At 58.4% G+C, this 26,351-nt stretch carries 26 protein-coding genes; 21 read left to right on the forward strand and 5 right to left on the reverse strand.

What is annotated here, in order from left to right:
• Positions 1-136: 136 nt before the first annotated feature.
• A complete protein-coding gene (locus tag INF68_RS11175) occupies positions 137-1,090 on the forward strand; it encodes a nickel/cobalt transporter (RefSeq protein WP_109846201.1) in 954 nt (317 codons plus the stop codon).
• 33 nt (positions 1,091-1,123) lie between these two features.
• Here INF68_RS11175 and proP read toward each other — a convergent pair whose 3' ends face one another.
• Positions 1,124-2,626: a glycine betaine/L-proline transporter ProP gene (gene proP / locus INF68_RS11180; RefSeq protein WP_045355283.1), complete on the reverse strand. Its 1,503-nt coding sequence runs from the start codon at positions 2,624-2,626 to the stop codon at positions 1,124-1,126.
• Positions 2,627-3,274: 648 nt separating this feature from the next.
• Between proP and kdgT the strand changes: the two genes are divergently transcribed.
• Positions 3,275-4,267, forward strand: coding sequence for a 2-keto-3-deoxygluconate transporter (kdgT, locus tag INF68_RS11185; protein WP_126787103.1), 993 nt, complete (start codon positions 3,275-3,277; stop codon positions 4,265-4,267).
• 44 nt (positions 4,268-4,311) lie between these two features.
• On the opposite strand, the gene INF68_RS11190 is transcribed toward kdgT, so the two are convergent.
• Together INF68_RS11190 and crfC are read right to left on the reverse strand one after the other, a co-directional pair.
• The gene (locus INF68_RS11190; RefSeq protein ID WP_126787104.1) at positions 4,312-5,187 is read right to left on the reverse strand and encodes a diguanylate cyclase regulator RdcB family protein; all 876 of its coding nucleotides are present in this window, start codon (positions 5,185-5,187) and stop codon (positions 4,312-4,314) included.
• Positions 5,184-7,529, reverse strand: coding sequence for a clamp-binding protein CrfC (gene crfC, locus INF68_RS11195; protein WP_126787105.1), 2,346 nt, complete (start codon positions 7,527-7,529; stop codon positions 5,184-5,186). Before crfC ends, INF68_RS11190 begins: the two co-directional genes overlap by 4 nt.
• 595 nt (positions 7,530-8,124) lie before the next feature.
• Here crfC and INF68_RS11200 point away from each other — a divergent pair.
• The 16 genes from INF68_RS11200 (at position 8,125) to phnP (ending at position 19,840) form a co-directional block, all read left to right on the forward strand.
• Positions 8,125-8,460 (forward strand): zinc ribbon domain-containing protein YjdM, encoded by a 336-nt coding sequence (locus tag INF68_RS11200; protein WP_023310096.1) that lies wholly within the window; start codon positions 8,125-8,127, stop codon positions 8,458-8,460.
• Positions 8,461-8,540: 80 nt separating this feature from the next.
• A complete protein-coding gene (gene yjdN / locus INF68_RS11205; RefSeq protein ID WP_033144440.1) occupies positions 8,541-8,978 on the forward strand; it encodes a VOC family metalloprotein YjdN in 438 nt (145 codons plus the stop codon).
• 136 nt (positions 8,979-9,114) lie between these two features.
• Positions 9,115-9,903: a phosphonate ABC transporter ATP-binding protein gene (gene phnC / locus INF68_RS11210; RefSeq protein WP_109846206.1), complete on the forward strand. Its 789-nt coding sequence runs from the start codon at positions 9,115-9,117 to the stop codon at positions 9,901-9,903.
• 24 nt (positions 9,904-9,927) lie between these two features.
• Positions 9,928-10,944, forward strand: a complete 1,017-nt coding sequence (phnD, locus tag INF68_RS11215) for a phosphonate ABC transporter substrate-binding protein (RefSeq protein ID WP_109846207.1) — start codon at positions 9,928-9,930, stop codon at positions 10,942-10,944.
• 116 nt (positions 10,945-11,060) lie between these two features.
• Positions 11,061-11,840, forward strand: a complete 780-nt coding sequence (phnE, locus tag INF68_RS11220) for a phosphonate ABC transporter, permease protein PhnE (RefSeq protein ID WP_023334213.1) — start codon at positions 11,061-11,063, stop codon at positions 11,838-11,840.
• 20 nt (positions 11,841-11,860) lie between these two features.
• Positions 11,861-12,586 carry a phosphonate metabolism transcriptional regulator PhnF gene (phnF, locus tag INF68_RS11225; RefSeq protein WP_023310091.1) on the forward strand — a complete coding sequence of 242 codons (726 nt, stop codon included), beginning with the start codon at positions 11,861-11,863 and terminating at the stop codon, positions 12,584-12,586.
• Positions 12,587-13,039 carry a phosphonate C-P lyase system protein PhnG gene (phnG, locus tag INF68_RS11230; protein ID WP_109846208.1) on the forward strand — a complete coding sequence of 151 codons (453 nt, stop codon included), beginning with the start codon at positions 12,587-12,589 and terminating at the stop codon, positions 13,037-13,039.
• Entirely contained in the window at positions 13,036-13,620 is a 585-nt protein-coding gene (gene phnH / locus INF68_RS11235; protein ID WP_109846209.1) for a phosphonate C-P lyase system protein PhnH, read from the forward strand. Before phnG ends, phnH begins: the two co-directional genes overlap by 4 nt.
• Positions 13,620-14,684, forward strand: a complete 1,065-nt coding sequence (locus INF68_RS11240) for a carbon-phosphorus lyase complex subunit PhnI (RefSeq protein WP_126787106.1) — start codon at positions 13,620-13,622, stop codon at positions 14,682-14,684. Before phnH ends, INF68_RS11240 begins: the two co-directional genes overlap by 1 nt.
• Complete coding sequence (gene phnJ, locus INF68_RS11245) at positions 14,677-15,522, forward strand: alpha-D-ribose 1-methylphosphonate 5-phosphate C-P-lyase PhnJ (RefSeq protein WP_023310087.1); 846 nt, start codon at positions 14,677-14,679, stop codon at positions 15,520-15,522. Before INF68_RS11240 ends, phnJ begins: the two co-directional genes overlap by 8 nt.
• Positions 15,519-16,274 (forward strand): phosphonate C-P lyase system protein PhnK, encoded by a 756-nt coding sequence (phnK, locus tag INF68_RS11250; protein WP_126787107.1) that lies wholly within the window; start codon positions 15,519-15,521, stop codon positions 16,272-16,274. The genes phnJ and phnK overlap by 4 nt, the downstream gene beginning before the upstream one ends.
• 9 nt (positions 16,275-16,283) lie before the next feature.
• The gene (gene phnL, locus INF68_RS11255) at positions 16,284-16,964 is read left to right on the forward strand and encodes a phosphonate C-P lyase system protein PhnL (RefSeq protein ID WP_109846211.1); all 681 of its coding nucleotides are present in this window, start codon (positions 16,284-16,286) and stop codon (positions 16,962-16,964) included.
• Positions 16,961-18,097 (forward strand): alpha-D-ribose 1-methylphosphonate 5-triphosphate diphosphatase, encoded by a 1,137-nt coding sequence (gene phnM / locus INF68_RS11260; RefSeq protein ID WP_109846212.1) that lies wholly within the window; start codon positions 16,961-16,963, stop codon positions 18,095-18,097. Before phnL ends, phnM begins: the two co-directional genes overlap by 4 nt.
• Entirely contained in the window at positions 18,094-18,645 is a 552-nt protein-coding gene (gene phnN, locus INF68_RS11265; protein WP_115504024.1) for a ribose 1,5-bisphosphokinase, read from the forward strand. The genes phnM and phnN overlap by 4 nt, the downstream gene beginning before the upstream one ends.
• Positions 18,638-19,072 (forward strand): aminoalkylphosphonate N-acetyltransferase, encoded by a 435-nt coding sequence (phnO, locus tag INF68_RS11270; protein ID WP_024906746.1) that lies wholly within the window; start codon positions 18,638-18,640, stop codon positions 19,070-19,072. Before phnN ends, phnO begins: the two co-directional genes overlap by 8 nt.
• Positions 19,073-19,081: 9 nt before the next feature.
• The gene (gene phnP / locus INF68_RS11275; protein WP_045355270.1) at positions 19,082-19,840 is read left to right on the forward strand and encodes a phosphonate metabolism protein PhnP; all 759 of its coding nucleotides are present in this window, start codon (positions 19,082-19,084) and stop codon (positions 19,838-19,840) included.
• A 52-nt stretch (positions 19,841-19,892) separates the two neighbouring features.
• Here the strand turns inward: phnP and yjdP are convergent, their stop codons facing one another.
• Positions 19,893-20,216 carry a DDRRRQL repeat protein YjdP gene (gene yjdP / locus INF68_RS11280; RefSeq protein ID WP_033144428.1) on the reverse strand — a complete coding sequence of 108 codons (324 nt, stop codon included), beginning with the start codon at positions 20,214-20,216 and terminating at the stop codon, positions 19,893-19,895.
• Positions 20,217-20,285: 69 nt separating this feature from the next.
• On the reverse strand, positions 20,286-22,568 hold the full coding sequence (locus tag INF68_RS11285) for an ATP-binding protein (protein WP_126787108.1): 2,283 nt from the start codon (positions 22,566-22,568) through the stop codon (positions 20,286-20,288).
• 181 nt (positions 22,569-22,749) lie between these two features.
• Here INF68_RS11285 and INF68_RS11290 point away from each other — a divergent pair, with 181 nt between their 5' ends.
• From INF68_RS11290 to INF68_RS11300, 3 genes are read left to right on the forward strand one after another with little or no spacing between them, the layout of a single operon-like run.
• Positions 22,750-24,270, forward strand: a complete 1,521-nt coding sequence (locus INF68_RS11290) for a sugar ABC transporter ATP-binding protein (RefSeq protein WP_126787109.1) — start codon at positions 22,750-22,752, stop codon at positions 24,268-24,270.
• Positions 24,267-25,262 carry a ribose ABC transporter permease gene (locus tag INF68_RS11295; RefSeq protein WP_048030254.1) on the forward strand — a complete coding sequence of 332 codons (996 nt, stop codon included), beginning with the start codon at positions 24,267-24,269 and terminating at the stop codon, positions 25,260-25,262. Before INF68_RS11290 ends, INF68_RS11295 begins: the two co-directional genes overlap by 4 nt.
• Before the next feature lie 32 nt (positions 25,263-25,294).
• Positions 25,295-26,236, forward strand: a complete 942-nt coding sequence (locus tag INF68_RS11300; protein WP_021242935.1) for an ABC transporter substrate-binding protein — start codon at positions 25,295-25,297, stop codon at positions 26,234-26,236.
• Positions 26,237-26,351 lie beyond the last annotated feature (115 nt).

Here is a 26,351-nt window from a genome sequence, read left to right on the forward strand (position 1 = left end):
GCAAAACCCCGCCTTATACCCTTTTATGCACAAAGTTATCCACAATCATGAGCGGATCGCGATGCGATCCCACGAATTGAGCGAGAAGATCAACTATACTAGCGGCAAATATTCTCCTCAGTGCAGGCCCACCCTCATGACCACACAACGCCTCGCCCGCGACTGGCGTCTCCCTACAGCAGGGGTGATGCTGCTGGCACTCCTCTTTGCCGGTTTTACCCTGCATGCGCACTGGAACGCCTTTATCCAGTGGTGCCTCGCCACGCAAATTACGCTGCACCGCTATCTGGTGATGTATCTGCTGCAGCTTAATAACCACCAGTACAGCGGCGGATTATGGCTGTTAACGGGGGCTTTCCTTTATGGTGTCCTTCACGCCATCGGACCCGGGCACGGAAAGTTCATCGTGACGACCTATCTGACCACCAATAAGGAAAGCGAGCTGGCCGCCCGGGTTGTCCCCTTCCTGGGTAGCCTGATGCAGGGCGTCAGCGCCATTCTGTTTGTCTTTATTCTGGCGGTGGGGTTTAACCTCGCCTCGGGGGATATCAGTACCAGCCGCTGGTACGTGGAGAAGATAAGCGCTGTGCTTATTGGCGCATTTGGTGCATTCGTTATTTACCGGGCGCTGAAGAGCCTGCGCCCGCGCAGGATGACTATCTCCGCCATCAAGCCTCTTCATCAGCACGATGAACACTGTGGCTGCGGCCATCACGGCGTAGGTACAGACCTGACGCAGGGCGACTGGAAAACCCGTCTGGGCGTGATTCTGGCAATTGGCGCACGCCCGTGCAGCGGGGCGATCATGATTCTGATGTTTTCGAACGCGCTGGGCATTGTCACCTGGGGAGTGGCCGCGGTCATGACCATGTCTTTGGGCACCGCACTTTCCATTGTGGGGCTTTCCCTGGCTGTACGGTACGCCCGTGAGCGCACGGTGACCTGGTTCGGAGAAAGCGCCTCACTAAGATGGCTGGTGCCAGCAGTCAAAATAGCCGGAGGGATAGTCCTGATCCTGTTTGCGACGGTGCTGTTCCTGACGGTGATCCCCGTCAGCGCCAATGGCGACTACATCGCTGCCGGATGCTAATAAAAGAAAACCCGCCGTTGGCGGGTTTCTTTATTACTCGTTGATGCGTGGATGCTGGTCCACCAGTCGGGAGCGTTTTTTCTGCAGCTCTTCAATCTCTGCGTCAATATCCTCAATCTTCTGCTCTACGTTATCGTAGTGCTCGCGCAGGATCTCTTTCGCTTCCTGGATGTCAGACGCCGCAGGCGTTGCGCCTTTCAGAGGGCGATTCGCCGTCTCCTTCATGGTAAGACCGGTAATCAGACCAATCACCGCAATCACCATCAGGTAATAAGCCGGCATCATCAGGTTCTGCGTGCTCTCGACCAGCGAGGCGGCAAGCGTCGGGGTCAGACCGGCAATCAGCACCGAGATGTTAAAGGCCGCGGCCAGCGCGCTGTAGCGAATATGCGTCGGGAACATCGCGGGCAACGTTGAGGCCATCACCCCGATAAAGCAGTTAAGGATCACCGCCAGCATCAGCAGACCGGCAAAAATCAGCCCCAGCACATCACTGTTAATCAGAATGAATGCCGGAATTGCCAGAGCAAACAGCGCAACGCTTCCCAGAATAATGAACGGTCGACGACCAAAACGGTCACTCAACAGACCCATAATCGGCTGCACAAACAGCATACCCACCATGATGGCGATAATAATCAGCACACCGTGATCTTCCGAGTAGTGCAGGTTATGCGACAGATAGCTCGGCATGTAGGTCAAGAGCATGTAGTAGGTCACGTTGGTCGAAATCACCAGACCAATACAGGTCAGCAGGCTGCGCCAGTGTTTAGTGGCAATCTCTTTGAACGACACCTTCGGACCATCCTGCAGCCCTTCGCGGTCACCCTGCTCAAGTTTATCGACGTGCTGCTGGAAGGCAGGCGTCTCTTCCAGCGCATGACGCAGGTAGAGGCCAATAATCCCCAGCGGCAATGCCAGGAAGAACGGAATACGCCAGCCCCAGTCGAGGAAGTTATCTTCACCCACCACGGTTGAAATCAACACCACGACGCCCGCCCCCAGGACAAACCCGGCAATCGAGCCGAAGTCCAGCCAGCTTCCCATAAAACCGCGCTTACGGTCCGGGGAATACTCGGCGACGAAGATCGAGGCACCGGTATATTCACCGCCTACAGAGAAGCCCTGCGCCATCTTACAAATCAGCAAGAGAATGGGTGCCCAAATGCCGATGGTGGCGTAAGACGGTATAAGGCCGATACAGAATGTACTGATCGACATAATGACGATGGTGATGGCCAGGATCTTCTGACGACCATATTTATCGCCGAGCATACCGAAGAACAGACCGCCCAGCGGGCGAATCAGGAAGGGAACGGAGAACGTACCCAGTGCGGCGATCATCTGCAGGCTGGGATCGGCCCCGGGGAAAAACACTTTACCTAACGCATAGGCCACAAAGCCGTAGACACCAAAATCGAACCATTCCATCGCATTACCGAGCGAGGCTGCGGTAATGGCTTTACGCAGCTTTGCGTCATCAATAATGGTGACGTCGCGAAGCGTGATGGGTTTAATCTTTTTCCTTCTCAGCATAGCTATCCTCGTTGACTCGGCCCTGTCTGTTTCACAGTCCAGTTAGCGTTCTGTGAACCATGGGATCCGCTCCATGCGAATCGCCTTATTCAAGCGTAGCAGGTTTACTTACATTGACGTTTTACGTCGATACAACCGAACCTGTTGACGCCTGCCTGGGCAGTTAATGACCTTTTTACCCTACCAGCGTTTATATTTGTGATCAACTTCACACATATTTTCGCGTCTCGTCAACTCAGTCCAATTTTTGTCAAGGAGTGCAAATAAGCACTTCCTTACCCCACCTAAAGGACATCCTCCCGCGCGTCATTATTTCTTTCTTAACGGAAAAACAAACCACGTTAATTCACATCAGGTTTACATAAATTTTCATCAACAGGAACCGACCTCAGGTTTTACATTGAATATGTGATGGATATAACTAAAACAGTGTTTTATTTTCATTGAATCAATATTCCAATGATCGCATCATAAATCCGAATTCAGCGTTTTATGTGTTTAAGAAAAAGGTTAATTGAGAGCACGCATTTAATTTTGTTGCAGGGCTTTCGAAAAAACACCGCAAGCAATACGAGCAATCTATTGAATTTATTGACTAATTTCTAACACCTATCACCCGTCCTGCGGGTTCCGATGTGAGGTTTGTCTATGAAGATTAAAGCCACGATAGAACGTATACCCGGCGGCATGATGCTGGTTCCGCTGGTGCTGGGCGCCATCCTGAATACTCTTGCTCCCGATACCGGAGCCTATTTCGGTGGTTTCACAAAAGGCATGATAACAGGCACGGTTCCCATTCTTGCCGTCTGGTTTTTTTGTATCGGCGCATCCATTAATTTGCGGGCAACGGGGACAGTATTACGGAAATCCGGGACGCTGGTGATAACCAAAATAGCGGTAGCCTGGGCGGTGGCAATGATATGCGCGATGTTCATTCCGGAGAATGGAATTCAGACCGGGTTCTTTGCGGGTTTATCGGTCCTGGCGATTGTCTCGGCAATGGATATGACCAACGGCGGATTGTACGCCAGCCTGATGAACCAGTACGGAACGAAAGAAGAGTCCGGCGCATTTGTGCTGATGTCTCTGGAGTCCGGCCCATTGATGACGATGCTGATCCTGGGGTCTGCTGGCCTGGCCTCGTTTGAACCGCACCACTTTGTCGGCGCAATCCTGCCCTTCCTGGTCGGTTTCGCCCTTGGCAATCTCGACCGCGATCTGCGTGATTTCTTCAGCAAAGCCACGCCGGTGCTAATCCCGTTCTTCGGTTTCGCACTGGGGAACACCATCAACCTGAAGGTCATTCTCGATACCGGCCTGCTGGGCATTGTGCTGGGTGTCGCCGTGATCGTCATCACCGGTATTCCGCTGATTATTGCCGACCGCGTAATCGGAGGAGGAAACGGCACGGCCGGTGTCGCCGCCTCTTCAGCCGCGGGGGCTGCTGTTGCAAACCCGGTGATTATCGCCCAAATTAACCCGGCCTTCGAACCGGTCGCCGCTTCAGCGACGGCGCTGGTTGCCGCGAGCGTAATTGTCACCGCGATTCTGGTCCCCATCATCACGGCGCTGTATGCGAAACGCTACGGGAATATGCAAGTGTCCCTGCCTGAACCAAAGCCGATAGAAATGAATCATTAACACACCGCACCATTCCCTCTCCCAACGGGGAGAGGGTGAGGGATTTACCCAAAAATCTCTTCCACCATCCCGTCCACCAGCCGTTTTGCCGAACAAAGCCTCGGCATACCCAGCGCGACGGTCTGCCAGTTTTGCGTCACTGACCAGCTCACCGGATGTTGATCCGCCTGACACCAGTCCCCCAGCCAGCCCAGCATGTCTTTATGATCGATTAAACCCGGAGAGGCTGGCGTTGTCAGCCACTGGTGATAGAAATGGCGGGTCGTGGGGGACGCATTGATGCCCTGTGCCAGATAGTTAGCCGCCATGCTGCGCAGGTTATCCTTAAGCATTGCCGCCACATCTTCATTCGCGAGGCGGCATGCGTCACCAAATGCCCCCCAGCGCAGCTCTTCCAGGACGATAAAACAACGCCCGGCCAGCGACCAGCCATCATAATGCCCGGCCCGCCAGCGGGTAAAAATCTGCTCGCTGTGCTCACCCGCCTGCACCGTCAGCCCGCGCTGGGTTAGCGCCTTCTCTTTATATGCGGTGCGTTGGGTAAAATGAGAGGCGAGTTCAGCGTACTGCTGCATCAGCCCCGGGGACTGCTGGGCGCGCGGGTGAGTCTGCTGGCGCAAAGCAATCAGTTTCTCTGCCATCAGCGTCAGCGCGAGATGACCCGGGTCAAGCATGCCGGCCAGTTTTTCCGCCAGCCCCAGGCGCAGCGCTGCATTTTCATTGAGCATACCCGCCATCGCCCAGGGGCGTAGCCGGGTATGCGTCATGATTTCCTGAGTCAAACGCTCACGAAACTGAAGCTGTTGTGGTCCCAGGTGAGGATGGCGCGCCGCGTCCACTCCCTGCACCAGATCGACCATAAATTTTGGATTAATACACTCCAGCGTTCGCCCGGGACCGTCCAGTAGTGGTGTTGTCATGGTTGCTCTGCCGCGAATAGAGTTTGAATATCATCGCGTAACAGTCGGGTATCTTCCTGTATCCACGTCGCAGTCGTAATACTTTGCTTCAACAGCTGGCAGAGCGCTCGGGTTGAATGCTCATTCTGTTGACGTACTGCGAGGCTATCACGCAAGCTTTCCTGTAACCCGGTCAGGCACAGCGAAAATTCTGCAAAGAACGTCGCCATTCCTGCCGTAACAGAGACATCGACCTGCGCGGACAAAGCTTTACGTATTTGTTCACAAAACAGCTCAATATGTTGCTTAAATTTGTCATGCAGCTGCGCAATATCGATAACATAGCGCGTGCGCGTTTCCACATACTCATCCCAGCCCCAGCCCGGATTATTGAGCCAGCGAGAGACCGTTTCTCGCATGCTGCTCCCGCCTGATGACGGGCCTGCCTGGCTGTCATCCTGCGCTATCGCATCGTTAAACAGCCCCCGCGTATTGAAGTTGAGCTGGTGAGCCTGAAACGCCGGGAAACTGATTCGCGCCCGAAAACCCGCATGGCTCAGATGCTCTTTAATACGCGTTTCGATGGGGCGCATGGCCTCGTTCAGGGAACGCGCCAGCGTAGATTCAAGCTGGTCGAAGCGTAACGCCAGCTCCCGGCAGATTTTCGTCTGTTCATCCAGCATCACCCGTTCGCAGGAGGAGCGGATTTTACTCAGCGCGATCTGCGCCTTCCCTTCATCGTCCAGAACCAGTTGCTTCAGCTCGTCACCGTGAGGGTTCTGCCGATCGATGCCTGCCAAATCAAGAATATGCTGAGCGCTGAACACCTCGCCAATCGCCTGGTTAAGCGCGATTTTTTGCGCTCCCATAAAGTCCGCGGTGGCGTTCAGCGCCTCCTCAACTTCATGTTTCACCTCATCACTCACCACGCTCTGACGTGTCTGGAGAAGCGCCATGTCCTCTTCCAGACGTGCGATATTCAGTTCCAGCGCCTCAAAGGCAACCGTCAGCCCCTGATAGCGGAAGTCGAGGTACTCCCGGGCATTTTGTGCGTAGTTGAGCAGCTTGTGCGAGGCCGAACGCAGCGCGTAAAGCGAGGAATTGGCATAGGCGGCGTAGATCAGCTTGCGTATCGGTTGTTCGAAAAGCGAATCTTCCCAGAGCAAATCGGCAGCATGACGAATATGGTCGATATCGTCCAGGTCCTCCGTACGCCAGCGCCGCCCAAGCGCCGCTTCGGCAAAGTCCTGCACCCAGGGTTGCTCCTGATGATCCGGCAATTGTCCGTGGTTACTCATCTCGTAGCGAGCGCGGTTTGCCAGATAGGCCCACATGGACGAAACGGGGTAGATCTGGCCAGGCGAAATATTGCCTTTCATTAAGGTGCCGGAGATCATCGCCCGGATCTGCTCTTCATCGTCGCTATTGCGATCTTTCTGATCGAACTTATTGACCAGCGCATACAGCGGCACGGATTTTCCCGCCGCAGAAATGGCCTGGCGGACTTCTTCATCAGAGATAGATTTAAGCTGGGTATAATCCATCACGGCCAGCACCGCCGACGCGCGGGACAACTGCTCGCTGAGCATTTTTTGCAGATGCGGCTGTCCGGCCTCATTCGGCCCGGGCGTATCGAGCAGAGTCAGCTGTCCGAGGTGAGCATCCAGACCCGCAAGATGCACGAACTCCACTTCAATCACCGGAATATGTTCGATGGCGGCGTATTCAGAGAAGGGAAACTCCACGCCTAACGCCTGGGAAAGTCTCACCAGGTCGTTGAGGCTTTTCAGACAATAAAATATCGGCTGCGCGCCCAGGTGATGCTTCTCAAAAGCCTCTCCTTTTTCAATGCGCTCCAGCAGCGTATTCATGTCTTTATCAATTTCCAGATGCTGAGCGAGCTTTCCGCGATCGTAATCGCATAGCTTTTTCTGTAGCAGTTGGATCAATTCATCAATGGGCGAGGCATGTGAGAAATGCAGCACCGGCTCCTTCTGACCCGGCGTGTGGCGAATCAGAGTAGGGAGCGCCGTCATCGGACGATTGCGGTTCGGCAACACTTCGGTCCCCACAATCGCATTAATGGTCGTCGATTTCCCCGCTTTCATAGTGCCCACAATAGCCAGGACCATTTCCAGCCGGGTTATTTTTCGTAATTCATTATTCAGCATCGCCTGCTGCGCGTCGACACCGCGCGCACTAAAATGCAAAGGTAAAACGTTGTTCTTTTCACCCGTAATAGCAGCCGCGGTGCTCTCCAGCATCGCAGTCGGCATTGATTTCAAGGTATCAAGGTTTTGCAGGGCGAGCTGTAACAAACGCTCAGCTTCCTGGCTTAATTCAAAAATGGTCTGTGTGTGCATGATAAAAGCCTTTCCTTAACGCAAATTTATTACTTTTATTAAGCCACTGGTATTAATTATGTTGTTCAGGCTTATATGATTACGTGTGGAAAACATGTTCGCCGAAATATAACTGATTGATGATAATCAGAAATATTTCGCTATCCTTGCATGGCGTGTATAGCTCCCCTCCTGGCCTGACGGCCAAAGGAAAAAAGCGTAGCCCAATTTTAAGAAACTTCAGGATATATCATCATTATTTACCCACCTAAAAAGAGAGGTAATACGCCCCTGCCAAAAGATATGGATGGCAGCGAAGTCAGGAGATAAATAACGATGTGTCGCTTCACCTTATCCGAAATGAAGGAGCGTAGCAATTTGCTGCAATAAAATATTCGATATATTTAGCGTCATTTCTTCCCAACGTGTTAATGAGGTAAGCATCGCTTAACTGACTGACAGGAAGTGTCACTCCCGATAGGCTTTTTGCATTTTTTTAATTCACAATGTCACCGACAAACGTGTGGATTTGCGCTATACTTGCCGCCTTTTTCGGCACGCTGCCGTCATTTAGCTGGCACTTTCCAGCGCGTTTACACTTTTTGAGGATACCGATATGTCACTCCCACACTGCCCAAAATGCAATTCTGAATACACCTATGAAGATAATGGCATGTTCATCTGCCCGGAATGCGCTCACGAATGGAACGATGCCGAACCATCACACGATGCTGATGCACTTGTCGTCAAAGATGCGAACGGCAATCTGCTGGCGGACGGCGACAGCGTAACCGTGATTAAAGATCTGAAAGTGAAAGGCAGTTCTTCCATGCTGAAGATCGGCACCAAAGTGAAGAATATCCGTCTGGTTGAAGGCGATCATAATATCGACTGCAAAATTGACGGCTTCGGTCCGATGAAGCTGAAATCAGAGTTCGTGAAAAAGAACTGATTTACCCGCCCGGTGGCGCTTCGCTTACCGGGTTTTCGGGAACTACACTTAACGAGCTTTTCTTACGTGAGGTAAAGATTATGCCGTTAAGTCCCTACATCTCGTTCGCCGGCAATTGTGCAGAAGCCACTTCTTTCTACCAGCAAGCCGTCGGCGCAGAGCTTCTCTATAAAATCACCTTCGGCGAAATGCCAAAAAGCGATAACAGCGAAGAAGGCTGTCCGTCCGGTATGCAATTTCCGGATTCGGCTATCGCTCACTCCAACGTCCGCATTGCGGGCAGCGATATCATGATGAGCGACGGGATGCCGCCGGGCAGCAACGCGCAGTACGCGGGCTTCACGCTGGTACTCGACACTCAGGACGTTAATGAAGGCAAGCGCTGGTTCGACAACCTCGCCGCGGGCGGGAATATCGACATGGCCTGGCAGGAAACCTTCTGGGCACACGGTTTCGGTAAAGTCACCGATAAATACGGCGTGCCGTGGATGATTAACGTCGTTAAGCAACAGCACTAATTTTCGGGCGGTGGGCGGTCTGCCTCCGCCTGTCATCAAACTCCGCTCAACTCTTCAAACTCCCGCAACCCAGACTTAACCCAAATGTCACATTGATGCGCCAGCATGAGGCCACATTTATCGTGAGGCCCAGCACATGCAAACCGTCATCCGCGTCGAGAAACTGAGCAAGACCTTCAATCACAATAAGGCTCTGCATGCCGTTGATCTGACCGTCCAGCAGGGCGACATGGTGGCGCTTCTCGGGCCTTCTGGCTCGGGTAAATCTACCCTACTGCGTCATTTAAGCGGCCTTATCACCTGCGATAAAACGCCGGAAAGCCACGTCGAGCTGCTGGGCAATACCGTGCAGCGCGCGGGGCGTCTCGCCAGCGATATCCGCAAGAGCCGCGCCCAGACGGGCTACATCTTCCAGCAGTTCAACCTGGTGAACCGCCTGACGGTGCTGGAGAACGTCCTGATTGGCGCGCTCGGCAGCACCCCGTTCTGGCGCACCTGTCTGCGCTGGTTCTCTCCTTCGCAAAAACAGGAAGCCTTGCAGGCGCTGACCCGCGTCGGCATGGCGCATTTTGCCCACCAGCGCGTCTCCACCCTGTCCGGTGGACAACAGCAGCGCGTAGCGATTGCCCGCGCCCTAATGCAAAAAGCGCAAATCATTCTCGCTGACGAACCCATTGCCTCGCTGGACCCGGAGTCCGCCCGCATCGTGATGGAAACCCTGCGCGACATTAACCAGAACGACGGCATCACCGTGGTGGTCACGCTGCATCAGGTGGATTACGCCCTGCGCTACTGCGAACGCATTGTCGCCCTGCGTCAGGGACATGTGTTCTTTGATGGCGCGAGCCATCAGTTTGATAACGAACGTTTTGACCATCTCTACCGCAGCATTAACCGCGTCGAAGAGAACGCGCAGGCTGCTTAATTAAACCCGATCCGAGGAAAGTACATGAGCTACAAAGCCGTTGCCGCGCTGGCCTTTACCAGCATGTTCAGCCTCAGCACCCTGTTAAGCCCGGCGTATGCACAAGAGCAGGAAAAAGCGCTGAACTTCGGCATTATTTCGACGGAATCACAGCAGAACCTGAAGCCTCAGTGGGAACCCTTCCTGAAAGATATGGAAACCAGGCTGGGAATCAAAGTGAACGCCTTCTTCGCCCCGGACTACGCGGGCATCATCCAGGGGATGCGCTTTAATAAAGTGGACATCGCCTGGTACGGCAACCTCTCCGCAATGGAAGCGGTGGACCGCGCGAACGGTCAGGTATTTGCCCAGACCGTTGCGGCAGATGGCTCCCCGGGCTACTGGAGCGTGCTGATCGTCAACAAAGACAGCCCGATCAACAACCTCAACGACATGCTCGCCAAACGCAAAGAGCTGACCTTCGGCAACGGCGACCCGAACTCCACCTCCGGCTACCTTGTCCCCGGCTACTACGTCTTCGCCAAAAACAACGCCTCCGCCAGCGACTTCAAGCGCACGGTGAACGCCAGCCATGAAACCAACGCTCTGGCCGTGGCCAACAAGCAGGTGGACGTTGCTACCAACAACACCGAGAACCTCGACAAGCTGAAAACTTCCGCGCCGGACAAGCTGAAAGAGATCAAGGTCATCTGGAAGTCGCCGCTGATCCCGGGCGACCCGATCGTCTGGCGTAAAAACCTCTCCGAGAGCACCAAGGACAAGGTTTACGACTTCTTCATGACCTATGGCAAAACGCCGGAAGAGAAAGCGGTCCTGGAACGTCTTGGCTGGGCACCGTTCCGCCCGTCAAGCGACCTGCAGCTGGTCCCGATTCGCCAGCTGGCGCTGTTTAAAGAGATGCAGGGCGTGAAGGACAACAAAGGGCTGAAGGACGACGAGAAGACCAGCAAAGTGGCCGCAATTGAGGCGCAGCTGGAAGACCTCGATCGCCTGACCGCCGCGCTCGGTGCGATGACGAGCGTGAATAAAGCGGTGCAGTAGTGCCTTTCTCCCTCTCCCCGTGGGAGAGGGCCGGGGTGAGGGCATCAGCGCGGACATTTCCCCCTCACCCTAACCCTCTCCCTCAGGGAGAGGGGGCTAAACCCAAAGGAGCCAACATGCAAACCATCACCCTACCGCCGCCTAAGCGCAGCTGGTTCTCGCTCATAAGCTGGGCCATCCTGCTGGCGGTGCTGGTTATCTCCTGGAAGGGCGCGGAAATGGATCCGCTGCTGCTCTTCAAAGACGCGGGCAACATGGCGACCTTCGCCGCCGACTTCTTCCCGCCGGACTTCAGCCAGTGGCAGGACTATCTCAGCGAAATGGCGGTCACCCTGCAAATCGCCGTCTGGGGCACCGCCCTTGCCGTCGTTCTCTCCATTCCGTTTGGCCTGATGAGCGCCGAAAACATCGTGCCGTGGTGGGTATACCAGCCGATGCGTCGCCTGATGGACGCCTGTCGCGCCATCAATGAAATGGTCTTTGCGATGCTGTTCGTGGTCGCCGTTGGCCTGGGTCCGTTCGCGGGCGTCATGGCGCTGTTCATCCACACCACCGGCGTGCTCTCCAAGCTGCTTTCTGAAGCGGTCGAAGCCATCGAGCCCGGCCCGGTGGAAGGCATCCGCGCAACGGGCGCCAACAAAATCGAAGAGATCCTCTACGGCGTCCTGCCGCAGGTCATGCCACTCCTGATCTCCTACTCCCTGTACCGCTTTGAGTCCAACGTCCGCTCCGCGACGGTGGTCGGCATGGTGGGCGCAGGCGGGATTGGCGTCACCCTGTGGGAAGCGATTCGCGGTTTCCAGTTCCAGCAAACCTGCGCCCTGATGGTGCTCATCATCGTCACCGTCAGCCTGCTGGATTTCCTCTCTCAACGTTTGCGTAAGCACTTCATCTGAGAAGCGAGGCTTTGTTTTCTATGCACTTATCCAGACATCCGACCAGCTACCCCACCCGCTGGCAAGAGATTGCCGCAAAGCTCGAAGTGGAGTTGCGCACGCACTACCGCTGCGGAGACTACCTGCCCGCCGAGCAGCAGCTTGCCGACCGCTATGAAGTGAACCGCCACACCCTGCGTCGCGCCATTGACCAGCTGGTCGAGCGCGGCTGGGTCCAGCGCCGTCAGGGCGTGGGCGTGCTGGTGCTGATGCGCCCGTTCGACTACCCGCTGAACGCCCAGGCGCGCTTTAGCCAGAACCTGCTGGATCAGGGCAGCCACCCGACCAGCGAAAAGCTGCTCTCGGTATTGCGTCCGGCCTCCAGCCACGTGGCGGATGCGCTGGGTATTCAGGAGGGCGACGACGTCATTCACCTGCGCACCCTGCGTCGCGTTAACGGCGTGGCGGTATGCCAGATAGACCACTACTTTGCGGACCTCGCCCTCTGGCCCGTGCTCCAGCATTTCTCCAGCGGCTCGCTGCATGATTTTCTTCAGGATGCGACCGGCATTGCGCTCAAGCGCACCCAGACGCGCATCAGCGCCCGTCGCGCGCAGGCGAAAGAGAGCAAGGTTCTCGAAATCCCCAATATGGCCCCGCTGCTCTGCGTACGCACCCTCAACCACCGTGACGGCGAGATCAACGCGACGGAATACTCCGTCAGCCTGACCCGCGCCGACATGATCGAATTCACCATGGAGCACTGAATGCACTTCGACACCGCAACCCGACAGCGCTGGATGCGCGTGCTGGCCCAAAGCCAGCCTGCCGCGCTCTCTGCCCGCATGAGCGCCCTTAGTCTGGCACCTGATTACGACACCCTTCGCGCCCCGGAGATCGGCCTCGTTCAGATCCAGGCGCGCATGGGCGGCACCGGCGAGCGCTTTTTCGCCGGAGACGCCACCCTCACCCGCGCAGCGATCCGTCTGAACAGCGGCACGCTGGGCTACAGCTACGTGCTCGGGCGTGATAAAGCCCACGCCGAGCGCTGCGCGGTGATCGACGCGCTTTTACAGGAACAACCTTATTTCCAGACGTTAATGGAAATCCTTATTGCCCCGCTGGAAGCCGACCGCGCCGCGCGCATTGCCGCGCGTCAGGCCGAAGTGAATACCAGCCGGGTCGACTTCTTTACGCTCGTTCGCGGAGACAACGCATGACGCTTCAACCTGCTTTTACCCTGGCCGTCCAGGATGCCCAACACAGTTTTCGTCGCCTGCTGAAGGCGATGAGCGAGCCGGGCACGATCGTCTCGCTGCACCAGCTCTCCCAGGGCTGGCTGCCGCTGAACCTGGCGACCACCAGCGTGCTGCTGACGCTTGCCGATAACGACACCCCGGTGTGGCTTTCGGGCGCGCTGTCGAACGATATCGCCAGCCAGAACCTGCGTTTTCACACCAGCGCTCCGCTGGTCGATCAGCCCCAGCAGGCGGTTTTTGCCGTGGCTGACGAGCAAATCAGCCATGAGCAATTGAACGCCCTGAGCGAAGGCAGCGCCGTCGCCCCGGAAACCAGCGCCACGCTGATCCTGCAGGTCTCCAGCCTGAGCGGCGGCCGCATGCTGCGCCTCACGGGGGCGGGCATCGCCGACGAACGCATGGTCGCACCGCAGCTGCCGGAGTGCATCATTCACGAGCTGACCGAGCGCCCGCACCCGTTCCCGCTGGGCATTGACCTGATCCTGACCTGCGGCGAGCGCCTGCTGGCAATCCCGCGGACCACCCACGTGGAGGTGTGCTGATGTACGTTGCCGTCAAGGGGGGCGAGAAGGCCATCGCCGCCGCCCATGCGCTACAGACGCACAGACGACGGGGTGATGAACGGCTTCCCGAGCTGAGCGTCGCCCAGATTGAACAGCAGCTAAACCTCGCGGTCGACCGGGTGATGACCGAAGGCGGCATCGCCGACCGCGAGCTGGCGGCGCTGGCCCTGAAGCAGGCCAGCGGCGACAACGTGGAAGCCATCTTCCTGCTGCGCGCCTACCGCACCACGCTTGCCAGACTGGCGGTAAGCGAGCCGGTGAACACGGCGGAGATGCGCCTGGAACGCCGCATTTCTGCCGTTTATAAAGACGTTCCCGGCGGCCAGCTGCTTGGCCCCACGTACGACTACACCCACCGCCTGCTGGATTTTACCCTGCTGGCGAACGGCGAAGCGCCGACGCTCAGCACCTCCGATGCCGAACAGGAACCGTCTCCGCACGTCTTCAGCCTGCTGGCAAAACAGGGCCCGGCGAAGGCGGAAGAAGATTCTGGCGCGCAGCCGGATGACATCACCCGCACGCCGCCGGTTTACCCGTGCTCGCGCTCGTCCCGCCTGCAGCAGCTGATGCGCGGCGACGAAGGCTATCTGCTGGCGCTGGCCTACTCCACCCAGCGCGGCTACGGGCGCAACCACCCGTTTGCAGCCGAAATTCGCAGCGGCTACATCGACGTCGAGATCGTACCGGAAGAGCTGGGTTTTGCGGTGAACGTCGGCGAACTGCTGATGACCGAATGTGAAATGGTCAACGGTTTCGTCGCCCCGGAAGACGAAGACCCGCACTTTACCCGCGGCTACGGGCTGGTATTCGGCATGGGCGAGCGCAAGGCCATGGCAATGGCGCTGGTCGACCGCGCACTCCAGGCGCCGGACTACGGCGAGCACGTTGCAGGCCCGGCGCAGGACGAAGAGTTCGTGCTGGCCCACGCGGATAACGTTGAGGCCGCCGGTTTTGTCTCGCACCTCAAGCTGCCGCACTACGTCGATTTCCAGGCCGAACTGGAACTGCTGAAACGCCTGCAACGGGAGCGCAAAAATGGCTAACTTAAGCGGCTACAACTTTGCCTATCTGGATGAGCAAACCAAACGCATGATCCGCCGCGCCATCTTAAAAGCGGTGGCCATTCCGGGCTATCAGGTGCCGTTCGGCGGCCGCGAAATGCCGATGCCCTACGGCTGGGGCACGGGAGGTATTCAGATCACAGCCAGCGTGATAGGCGAGGCGGACGTGCTGAAGGTCATCGACCAGGGCGCCGACGACACCACCAACGCCGTGTCGATCCGCAGCTTCTTCCAGCGCGTCACCGGCGTCAATACCACCGAAAAAACCGAAGACGCCACGCTGATCCAGACCCGACACCGCATCCCGGAAACCCCGCTCACTGAAGATCAGATTTTGATTTTCCAGGTGCCGATCCCGGAGCCGCTGCGCTTTATCGAGCCGCGCGAAACGGAAACCCGCACCATGCACGCGCTGGAAGAGTACGGCGTCATGCAGGTGAAGCTGTATGAGGACATCGCCCGCTTCGGCCATATCGCCACCACCTACGCCTACCCGGTGAAGGTGAACGGGCGCTACGTGATGGACCCGTCGCCAATCCCAAAATTCGATAACCCGAAGATGGACATGATGCCCGCCCTGCAGCTTTTCGGCGCCGGGCGCGAAAAACGCATCTACGCCGTTCCGCCTTATACGCGTGTCGAAAGCCTGGATTTCGACGATCACCCGTTTACGGTGCAGGAGTGGGACGAGCCGTGCGCCATCTGCGGATCCAAACACAGCTATCTGGACGAAGTGGTGCTGGACGATACGGGCAAACGGATGTTTGTCTGCTCCGACACCGATTACTGCCGCCAACAGAGCGAGGCGAACGGCCAATGAAACCGCTGCTTTCGGTTAATAACCTGACTCACCTGTATGCGCCGGGCAAAGGCTTTAGCGACGTATCGTTCGAGCTGTGGCCGGGCGAGGTGCTGGGGATCGTCGGCGAGTCCGGCTCCGGCAAAACGACCCTGCTGAAGTCCATCTCCGCGCGCCTGACGCCGCAGAACGGCGACATTTTGTATGAGGGCGCCTCGCTGTACGGCATGAGCGAGGCCGAGCGCCGCCGCCTGCTGCGCACCGAGTGGGGCGTGGTGCATCAGCACCCGATGGACGGCCTGCGCCGTCAGGTCTCCGCCGGGGGCAACATCGGCGAACGCCTGATGGCTACCGGCGCGCGCCACTACGGCAACATCCGCGCCACCGCCCAGCACTGGCTGATCGATGTGGAAATCCCCGCCTCACGCATCGACGACCTGCCGACAACCTTCTCCGGCGGGATGCAGCAGCGCCTGCAGATTGCGCGCAACCTGGTCACCCATCCGAAGCTGGTGTTTATGGATGAACCCACCGGCGGGCTGGACGTCTCCGTGCAGGCGCGCCTGCTCGATCTGCTGCGCGGCCTGGTGGTGGATCTGAACCTCGCGGTGGTGATTGTCACCCACGATTTAGGCGTTGCGCGCCTGCTGGCGGACCGTCTTCTGGTAATGAAGCAGGGCCAAGTGGTGGAAAGTGGGTTAACCGACCGGGTGCTCGACGATCCGCACCATCCGTACACCCAGCTGCTGGTGTCGTCCGTATTGCAGAATTAAGAGGCCAACATGATCCGCGTAGAAAACGTAAGTAAGACCTTTGTGCTCCACCAGCAAAACGGCGTGCGCCTGCCGGTGCTGCAAAATGCCTCTCTGGAGGTCAGCCGCGGTGAATGCGTGGTGCTGCACGGCCATTCCGGCAGCGGAAAATCCACCCTGCTGCGCTCCCTGTACGCTAACTACCTCCCGGACGAAGGCCACATCCGCATTCGCCACAACGATGAGTGGGTCGATCTAATGCAGGCCCCCGCGCGTAAAGTGCTGGAAGTGCGCCGCACGACGATCGGCTGGGTGAGCCAGTTTCTGCGGGTGATCCCGCGGATCTCCGCCCTGGACGTGGTGATGCAGCCCCTGCTGGATCTCGGCGTGCCGCGCGAAGCCTGTGCCGCCAAAGCCGCCAGCCTGCTGACGCGCCTCAACGTGCCGGAGCGTCTGTGGCACCTCGCTCCGTCGACCTTTTCCGGCGGCGAGCAGCAGCGCGTCAATATCGCCCGCGGATTTATCGTCGATTACCCGATTTTACTTCTGGATGAACCCACCGCCTCGCTCGACGGTAAAAACAGCGCCGCCGTGGTGGAGCTGATCGAACAGGCCAAAGCGCGCGGCGCGGCGATCGTCGGGATCTTCCACGACGACGCCGTACGCAGCCGCGTGGCGGACAGATTGCACCCGATGGGGACAAACGCATGATTATCAATAACGTCAGGCTGGTGCTGGAAAATGAAGTCGTTAATGGCTCGGTTGAAGTTCATGAAGGCGTTATTCGCGCCTTTGCCGAAACCCAGAGCCGTACTCCTGAAGCGATGGACGGTGAAGGCGGCTGGCTGCTGCCGGGGCTGATTGAGCTTCATACCGATAATCTGGACAAATTCTTCACCCCGCGCCCGAAGGTCGACTGGCCCGCCCATTCGGCGATGAGCAGCCACGACGCGCTGATGGTCGCCAGCGGCATCACCACCGTGCTGGACGCGGTGGCGATTGGTGACGTGCGCGACGGCGGCGACCGCCTGGAGAATCTCGAGAAGATGATCAACGCCGTGGAGGAGACGCAAAAACGCGGCCTCAACCGCGCCGAGCACCGTCTCCACCTGCGCTGCGAGCTGCCGCACCACACCACCCTGCCGCTGTTTGAAAAGCTGGTCGGACGCGAGCCGGTCTCGCTGGTCTCCCTGATGGACCACTCGCCGGGGCAGCGCCAGTTCGCCAACATTGAAAAGTATCGCGAATACTATCAGGGCAAATATTCTCTCAGCGATGCCGAGATGGCGCGCTACGAGGAAGAGCAGTTGGCGCTTGCGGCGCAGTGGTCGCAGCCAAACCGTCTCAGGATTGCCGCGATGTGTCGGGACCGCAATATCGCGCTGGCCAGCCATGACGACGCCACGCACGATCACGTGTGTGAATCCCACCAGCTTGGTAGCGTGATCGCCGAATTTCCCACCACGTTTGAAGCAGCGGAAGCCTCCCGCAGGCACGGTATGAACGTGCTGATGGGCGCGCCAAATATCGTGCGCGGCGGATCGCACTCCGGCAACGTGGCGGCAAGCAAGCTCGCTTCCCTCGGCCTGCTGGATATCCTCTCGTCCGACTACTACCCCGCCAGCCTGCTGGATGCGGCGTTCCGGGTTGCCGACGACGAGAACAACACCTTTACGCTGCCGCAGGCGATTCGACTGGTGACGAAAAACCCGGCCTCGGCGCTTAATCTTCAGGATCGCGGGGAAATCGCCGAGGGTAAACGCGCGGATCTGGTACTCGCCCACCGCAAGGGCGAGCACGTTCACATCGACCACGTCTGGCGTCAGGGAAAAAGGGTGTTCTGATGGGAAGGCTCATCTGGTTAATGGGGCCCTCCGGCTCCGGTAAAGACAGCCTGCTGTCCGCCTTACGGCAGCGGGAACATCCGCAGCTGCTGGTCGCGCACCGCTATATTACCCGCGCGGCCAATGCAGGGAGTGAAAACCATATCGCCCTGAGCGAGCAGGAGTTTTTTACCCGCGCCGGGCAAAACCTGCTGGCGCTGAGCTGGCACGCCAACGGCTTTTACTATGGCGTGGGCATCGAAATCGACCTCTGGCTGCACGCGGGTTTTGACGTGCTGGTTAACGGCTCGCGTGCGCATCTGCCACAAGCGCGCGCCCGCTATGAGGCGGCCCTGCTGCCGGTCTGTCTGCAGGTTTCGCCGGACGTCCTGCGCAGCCGGTTGCAGAACCGGGGGCGTGAATCAGCCCGTGAAATCGATCTGCGGCTTGAGCGCGCGGCCCGCTATGCCCCGTCCGACTGCCACATCCTCAATAACGACGGAAGTTTGCTACAGTCAGTCGATACCTTTTTATCGCTTATCCGTCAGAAGGAGAAACAGCATGCCTGACTGCCAGCTTCGCCCCGCCACCGCCGACGATGCGCAGATTGTTTACGCCCTTATCTGCGAACTGAAGCAGGCAGAGTTCGACCATCAGGCGTTCCACGCCGGATTTCTTGCCAACCTTCAGGATCACAATATGCGCTACCAGCTTGCCGAGCTGGGCGGACATGTTGTCGGCATGATCGGCCTGCATATGCAGTTTCACCTCCATCACGCGCGCTGGATCGGCGAGATCCAGGAGCTGGTGGTGATGCCGCAGGCGCGAGGGTTAAAGGTCGGAAGTCAGCTGCTGGCCTGGGCGGAAGAGGTAGCGCGACAGGCCGGCGCGGAGCTGACCGAACTTTCCACCAGCGTGAAGCGCACCGACGCGCACCGTTTTTACGTTCGTGAAGGATACACGCAGAGCCATTTCCGATTCACCAAACCGCTGTAGAGGTGCGCTATGAGTCTGACCATCACGTTGACGGGAACGGGTGGCGCCCAGCTGGTGCCGGTCTTTGGCTGCGACTGCGCGGCCTGCCGCCGGGCGCGCCTGCAGGACAACTATCGCCGTCGCCCGTGCAGCGCGGTGGTGAAATTCAACGATGCCGTCACCCTGCTGGATGCCGGTATTCCGCACCTGATGGACGACTGGCCGGCGGGCAGCTTCCAGCAGTTTTTGCTCACCCATTACCATATGGATCACGTTCAGGGGCTGTTCCCCTTGCGCTGGGGCGTGGGGGCGACGATCCCGGTTTACGGTCCGCCGGACGACGCCGGATGCGACGACCTGTTTAAGCACCCCGGCATTCTGGATTTCAGCCACAGGGTCGAACCGTTTGTGATGTTTGAGCTTCAGGGTTTGCGGGTCACGCCGCTGCCGCTCAACCATTCGAAACTGACCTTCGGGTATTTGCTGGAATCGGCCCACAGCCGCGTGGCCTGGCTTTCCGATACCGCCGGATTGCCGGAAAAAACGGTGAAGTTCCTGCTCAACAACCAGCCGCAGGCAATAATTATCGACTGCAGCCATGAACCGCGCGAGGAAACGCCGCGAAACCATTGCGACTTAAATACCGTGATTGCGTTAAACGAGATAATTGGCTGCCCGCAGGTGATCCTGACGCACATCAGCCATCAGTTTGACGTGTGGATGATGGATAACCCGCTGCCGCAGGGCATAGAAGCGGGCTATGACGGGATGGTGCTGGTGCTGGATTAGGTTTTCTCCCTCTCCCGTGGGAGAGGGTTGGGGTGAGGGCAACAGGCCGCACTTAGCCTCGATCGTAATCGTCTTCTAACCTGCGCTCATCTTCTTCTAACCGACGGCGATCGTCATCCAGCTGACGCTGACGTTCATCTAAACGGCGGCGTCTGTCTTCAAGCTGCCGACGACGATCGTCGTACTGTCGACTGTCGATTTGACGGCTGCGGTCATAACGATCGTCGTCGTCATTGCTGCGGCTGCTGCTGGGGTTATAGGCATCGTTGATCGCCTGCTGAATGTTGCCAATAGCATCATCAACAATATCGGCATGAGCCAGTTGGCTGGTGAGTGACAGCAGACCGAATAACAGAGCAGTTGAGTAACGTTTCATAAGGCCAGACTCGCAGGTGAACTGGCCTTACGATAATGAACGGCGGGAAGCCGGGGTAGCGGAGGAATCTCAAATTACCATAACCTTGCGCAGCGCCTGCGCCAGCTGCACCCGCGTAAACGGCTTACGCAGTAGCTGGACGTCCGGCAGCTGAGGGTTATGCGCGGGCCGTAAATCCTGGCCGCTGATCAGCAGTACAGGAAGCTGCGGATAATGGCTGCGCACATGGTTAATCACCTCGGCGCCGCTGAGGCTGCCGGGCAGCATCAGGTCGCTGATAAACATGCCAATATCCGGTGAAGCCTCCAGCATATTCAGCGCCTGTTCGCCGTTGTCCGCTTCCAGCGTCAGGTAGCCGAGCTGATGCAGCTGCTCGCACAGGGTTTGCCGAACATCAGCTTCGTCTTCCAGCACCAGCACCAGCCGCTCGCTATCGACGGAGGCGGTAGCTGACAGCGCTTCATCGTCTGCAGCGGCGGGCAGCACGGAGCGCGGGAGGTGAAGCCGAACGGTCGTTCCCTGCCCCGGCGCGCTTTCAATCTCCACGCGCCCCCCGGACTGGCGGACAAAGCCGTAGACCATCGACAGGCCTAACCCGCTTCCGCTTCCGGTCTGCTTGGTGGTGAAGAACGGTTCAAAGACCCGGGATTTCACCTCCTGCGACATGCCGCTGCCGCGGTCAATCACCTCCAGCGCCACCATATCCTGCCTGCGCCCGTCGCTGCGGGTGACGCGCTGATTCCAGGTCCGGATTTTAATCACCCCGCTTTGCCCTTCCATCGCATCGCGCGCGTTCATCACCAGGTTGATGATGGCGTTTTCCAGCTGGCTAACGTCAATCCACGCGGGCCATGCCGGGGTTTGCGCTTCAATCTCCAGGCTCAGGGTGGCAGGCAGGGAGTGGCGCATCAGTTCCCTGAGGTTCTCCAGCAGCGGCAGCATCTCTACCGCATGCGGCGTCAGGGACTGCTTGCGGGAAAATGCCAGCAGGCGCTGCGTCAGTAAGGCACCACGCTCGGCCGCCTTCAGCGCCCGGGTAATGCGCGGCGCGTCTTTCGATTCGGGGTCGGTGAGCTCAAGGCTGCCGATGATCACCGCCAGCAGGTTGTTAAAATCATGCGCCAGCCCGCCGGTCAGCTGTCCAACCGCCTTCATCTTCTGGCTGTGCAGCAGCGCCTCTTCCAGCCCCTGACGCTCAACGCGGTCGATCTCCATCTGCGTGGTTTTCTCTTTCAGCAGGCGCGTGGTGTGCTCAAGCGAGGCGGTATTGCGGGCAAAAACGTTAAACGCGCGCGCCAGCTCGCCCAGCTCATCGCGCCGCTGGAGGGCGGGAACGGACACGTCCTGTTCGCCGTGAGCAAGGCGCGACATCGCCCGGGAAATGGCCGTCAGGTTAGAGGCCAGATTGCGGTAGATATACCAGCAGGCGCACCCGGTGATGATCAGCGCCAGCACGGCGAAGAAGCTGATAAACACGCTGATGGACTGCAGCTCGTGATGGCTCTGGGCAGTGCGAAGCCGGGAGGCCTGCGCCACCTGCCCGACGTACTGATTAATGTCGCTGTTGAGGATCGCCACCAGCGCCTTGATGTGGAACATATACCAGCTTATCGCCAGATCGCTCTCTTCCAGCTGCTTCGACAGCGGGGCGAGCTTGCCTAACTCGGCATTAAAATCTGGCAGAACCCCTTTCACGACCGGCTGTACGGCGCTACGGGGCAGCGCTGCGGCCACGGCGTCCAGCTGCTGAACGGTCGCGCGCGGCGAAGGAGTGTCGATGGCGGCGGCGATCAGCCGGTCCATCTCCATCAGCTGCTGCGCATCCGGTACGTTGCTGTCGTAACGGCGGTTGATGTCCTGAAGATGACGCAGGTAGCTCTGGCTTTGATACAGCGAGCTCAGCAGCGCGTTACGCTCCAGATGGCGGCGCTGTCCGCGCTCAAGCATCTCCGTCACGCTCTGCTGTAGCTCATTGCTTCGTTGAATAATGCGCGCCACCAGCGCCGGCTCCTGCTGCGCCAGCGGCGCATCCGCAAGCTGTTCCAGCGAGCGGCGCAGCGCCATTTGCGTCTGCTTAAGGCGCTCGGCTTCGCCTTTGTACTCCAGCGCCCCGACGACCTGTGAAAGCCGCACCGCCGCCGTCGCCACGTTGGCGGTATCGCGGGCCAGGTTCATGCTTCCGGTCATATCGTCCAGCGTTTGCTGCTGAACCTGCTCCTGGATTTGACTGGCGTGACGAAAGCCAAGCACCGCCACGCCGCTCACCATCAGCGTCACGGCGACCACCAGCAGATTAAAAATCAGCAGTCGGCCTCGGGCGCTGGCGAAAAAGGGCGGACGGCGTGATGGCATGGGTTTGGGCTCCTGAGCGGTTTGGTGCCCTCACCCTGGCCCTCTCCCACCGGGAGAGGGAAAAGGAAAATGTGATGGCGATTAGCTATTCATAACTATGACAAATATGAACAGCTTCTGACATTTTGCATTTACGCACCTGTGATGAAGTGCAGATATCGGCATTCGCAGGAGATCCGCCATGAGCAGAACCCCGGTATTGGAGATGCGCAGCATTGCCAAAACGTTTGGCAGTTTCCACGCGCTCAAGGGTGTGGATTTGACGGTCTTTCCCGGAGAGATCCACGCGCTGATGGGCGAAAACGGCGCGGGAAAAAGCACGCTGATGAAAATCCTCGCGGGAGCCTATACCGCCACCAGCGGTGAAATCCTGATCGACGGTCAGCCGTTTCACATTAAAGGGCCGAAAGATGCTCTGGCCGCAGGCATCACCCTGATTTATCAGGAGATGCAGCTCGCGCCCAATCTGACCGTTGCCGAAAACATCTTCCTCGGCAGCGAGCTGTCGCGCGGCGGGATGGTGCAGCGCAAAGAGATGGCTGCCCAGGCGCAGGCGGTGATTGACCGTCTCGGCGCACAGTTCAACGCCACCGATCTGGTCATGAAGTTAACCATCGCCGAACAGCAGCAGGTGGAGATCGCCCGCGCGCTGCACCGCAACAGCCGCATTCTGGTGATGGATGAACCCACCGCCGCCCTCTCCTCGCGGGAAACGCATCGTCTGTTCGAACTGATTTTGCGCCTGCGCGATGAAGGAATGGCAATCATCTATATCAGCCACCGCATGGCGGAAGTGTATGAACTCTCTGACCGCGTCAGCGTTCTGCGTGACGGGCAGTACGTCGGCAGCCTGACGCGCGACAAGCTGAATGCCTCCGAGCTGGTGCGCATGATGGTGGGCCGCCCGTTAAGCGACCTGTTCAACAAAGAGCGTGATATCCCCCTCGGCAGCCCGCGCCTCAACGTCCACCACCTCACCGACGCTAAAAAAGTACAGCCGTGCAGTTTACAGGTGCGTTCCGGCGAAATCGTCGGGCTGGCGGGGCTGGTCGGGGCCGGACGGTCCGAGCTGGCGCAGCTTATCTTCGGCGTGCGTAAAGCCACCGGCGGCATGATTGAGGTCGACGGCGAGCCGGTGGTGATCCACTCCCCGCGTGCGGCCATCGAAAACGGCATCGGTTTTCTCACCGAAAATCGCAAGGAGCAGGGGCTGTTTCTGGAGCTGGCGGCGCAGGAGAACATCACCATGGCGACGCTGGAACGCGATGCCACCTTCGGCATGCTAAACCGTAAAAAAGCCCAGTCGATTTCCGATGACGCCATTGCCCTGCTCAACATCCGCGTGCCGCATTCGCAGGTGCGCGCGGGCGGGCTCTCGGGCGGCAACCAGCAAAAGCTGCTGATCTCCCGCTGGGTGGCCATCGGTCCGCGCATTCTGATTCTGGACGAACCCACGCGCGGCGTGGACGTCGGCGCGAAAAGCGAGATCTACCGCATCATGAACCAGATGGCGCGCAAAGGGGTGGCGATCCTGATGATCTCCAGCGAGCTGCCGGAAGTGGTGGGCATGAGCGACCGGGTGTACGTGATGCGGGAAGGCAGCATTGCGGGTGAACTCCACGGGCGCGACATCTCTCAGGAAAACATTATGACGCTGGCAACCGGCGTGAGCGACACTCATCATCAGGCGGTGCAATCATGACAACTCCAACCCATCCGCAGCAGGTGGCGAAATCCGCCTCCGCCAAAAAAATGCTGATGAGCGATCTGATGCAAACGGTCGGTATTTTGCCAATTCTTATCCTGATTGTGGCGGTATTTGGCTTTATTGCCCCGAACTTCTTTACCGAGAGCAACCTGCTCAACATTACCCGTCAGGCGTCGATCAACATCGTGCTGGCGGCGGGAATGACCTTCATTATCCTCACCGGCGGGATTGACCTCTCCGTGGGGTCGATTCTCGGCACCACGGCGGTAGCCGCGATGGTGGTATCGCTCATTCCTGAATTCGCCGGGCTGTCCATTCCGGCCGCGCTGATGCTCGGCATGGTGCTGGGCCTGTTTAACGGCGCGCTGGTGGCCTTTGCCGGGCTGCCGCCCTTTATCGTCACGCTCGGCACCTACACGGCGCTGCGCGGCGCGGCATACCTGCTTGCCGACGGCACGACGGTCATTAACTCGAACATCAACTTCGAGTGGATCGGCAATAACTATCTCGGCCCAATTCCCTGGCTGGTGGTGATCGCCCTGGCGGTCATCGTGGTGTGCTGGTTCATCCTGCGCCGCACCACGCTCGGCGTACATATCTATGCAGTGGGCGGCAACATGCAGGCGGCGCGACTGACCGGCATCAAGGTCTGGCTGGTGCTGCTGTTCGTGTATGGCATGAGCGGCCTGCTCTCCGGGCTCGGCGGCGTGATGAGCGCCTCGCGCCTCTACAGCGCCAACGGCAACCTCGGCACGGGCTACGAGCTGGATGCGATTGCGGCGGTGATCCTTGGCGGCACCAGCTTCGTCGGCGGGATCGGCACGATCACCGGCACGCTGGTCGGCGCCCTGATCATCGCCACCCTCAACAACGGCATGACGCTGATGGGCGTCTCCTACTTCTGGCAGCTGGTGATCAAAGGGGCGGTGATCATCATAGCGGTGCTGATCGACAAATACCGTACCCGACACCATCAAAGTGCATAACAACAACACCCTACAGCTTCGAGGAAAACCATATGCGTTTGAAACCGTTAGTGACCGCGCTCTGTGCTGGCGCGCTGCTTGCCGCAACGCCGTTTGCGCAGGCAAAAGATCTGAAGTCCATCGGCGTGACGGTGGGCGATCTGGCCAACCCGTTCTTCGTGCAGATCACCAAAGGTGCCGAGCTGGAAGCGCGCAAGCTGGCGGGGGATAACGTCAAGGTGACGCTGGTCTCCAGCGGGTACGATCTGGGCCAGCAGGTGGCGCAGATCGACAACTTCATCGCCGCGAAAGTGGACATGATCATCCTCAACGCCGCGGACTCCAAAGGGATTGGCCCGGCGGTGAAGCGCGCGAAGGACGCCGGGATCGTGGTCGTGGCGGTTGACGTCGCGGCGGAAGGGGCTGATGCGACCATCACCTCCGATAACACCCAGGCGGGTGAGATGGCCTGTAAGTACATTACCGACCGCCTGAAAGGGAAAGGCAACGTGGTGATCATCAACGGACCGCCGGTCTCAGCGGTGCAAAACCGCGTGGAAGGTTGCCAGACGGAGTTCAAAAAACATCCGGATATCAAGGTGCTCTCGGATAACCAGAACGCCAAAGGCAGTCGTGAAGGCGGTCTGGAAGTTATGACCTCCCTGCTGGCGGCCAATCCGAAGATCGACGGCGTGTTTGCGATTAACGATCCGACCGCGATCGGCGCCGATCTGGCCGCGAAACAGGCGCAGCGCAATGAGTTCTTTATCGTTGGCGTGGATGGTTCACCGGACGGTGAGGAAGCGCTGAAGCGCGAAAACTCGCTGTTTGTGGCGACCCCGGCGCAGGATCCGCAGGTGATGGCGGCAAAAGCGGTGGAGATCGGCTATGACATTCTACAGGGCAAACCTGCGCCGAAAGCGCCTGTGCTGATCCCGGTGACGATGATCGATAAAAAGAACGTCGGTACCTATAAGGGCTGGACGGTTAAGTAACCTCGGTGCGGCCTGATGCCCTCACCCTAACCCTCTCCCACAGGGAGAGGGAACTTACTCCCCCTCTCCCTCAAGGGAGAGGGCCGGGTGAGTGCTAAGGTTTTGCAAAAAAAGC

It is taken from the genome of Enterobacter cloacae complex sp. P16RS2, assembly GCF_014982155.1.
GTDB classification, from domain to species: domain Bacteria; phylum Pseudomonadota; class Gammaproteobacteria; order Enterobacterales; family Enterobacteriaceae; genus Enterobacter; species Enterobacter cloacae_M.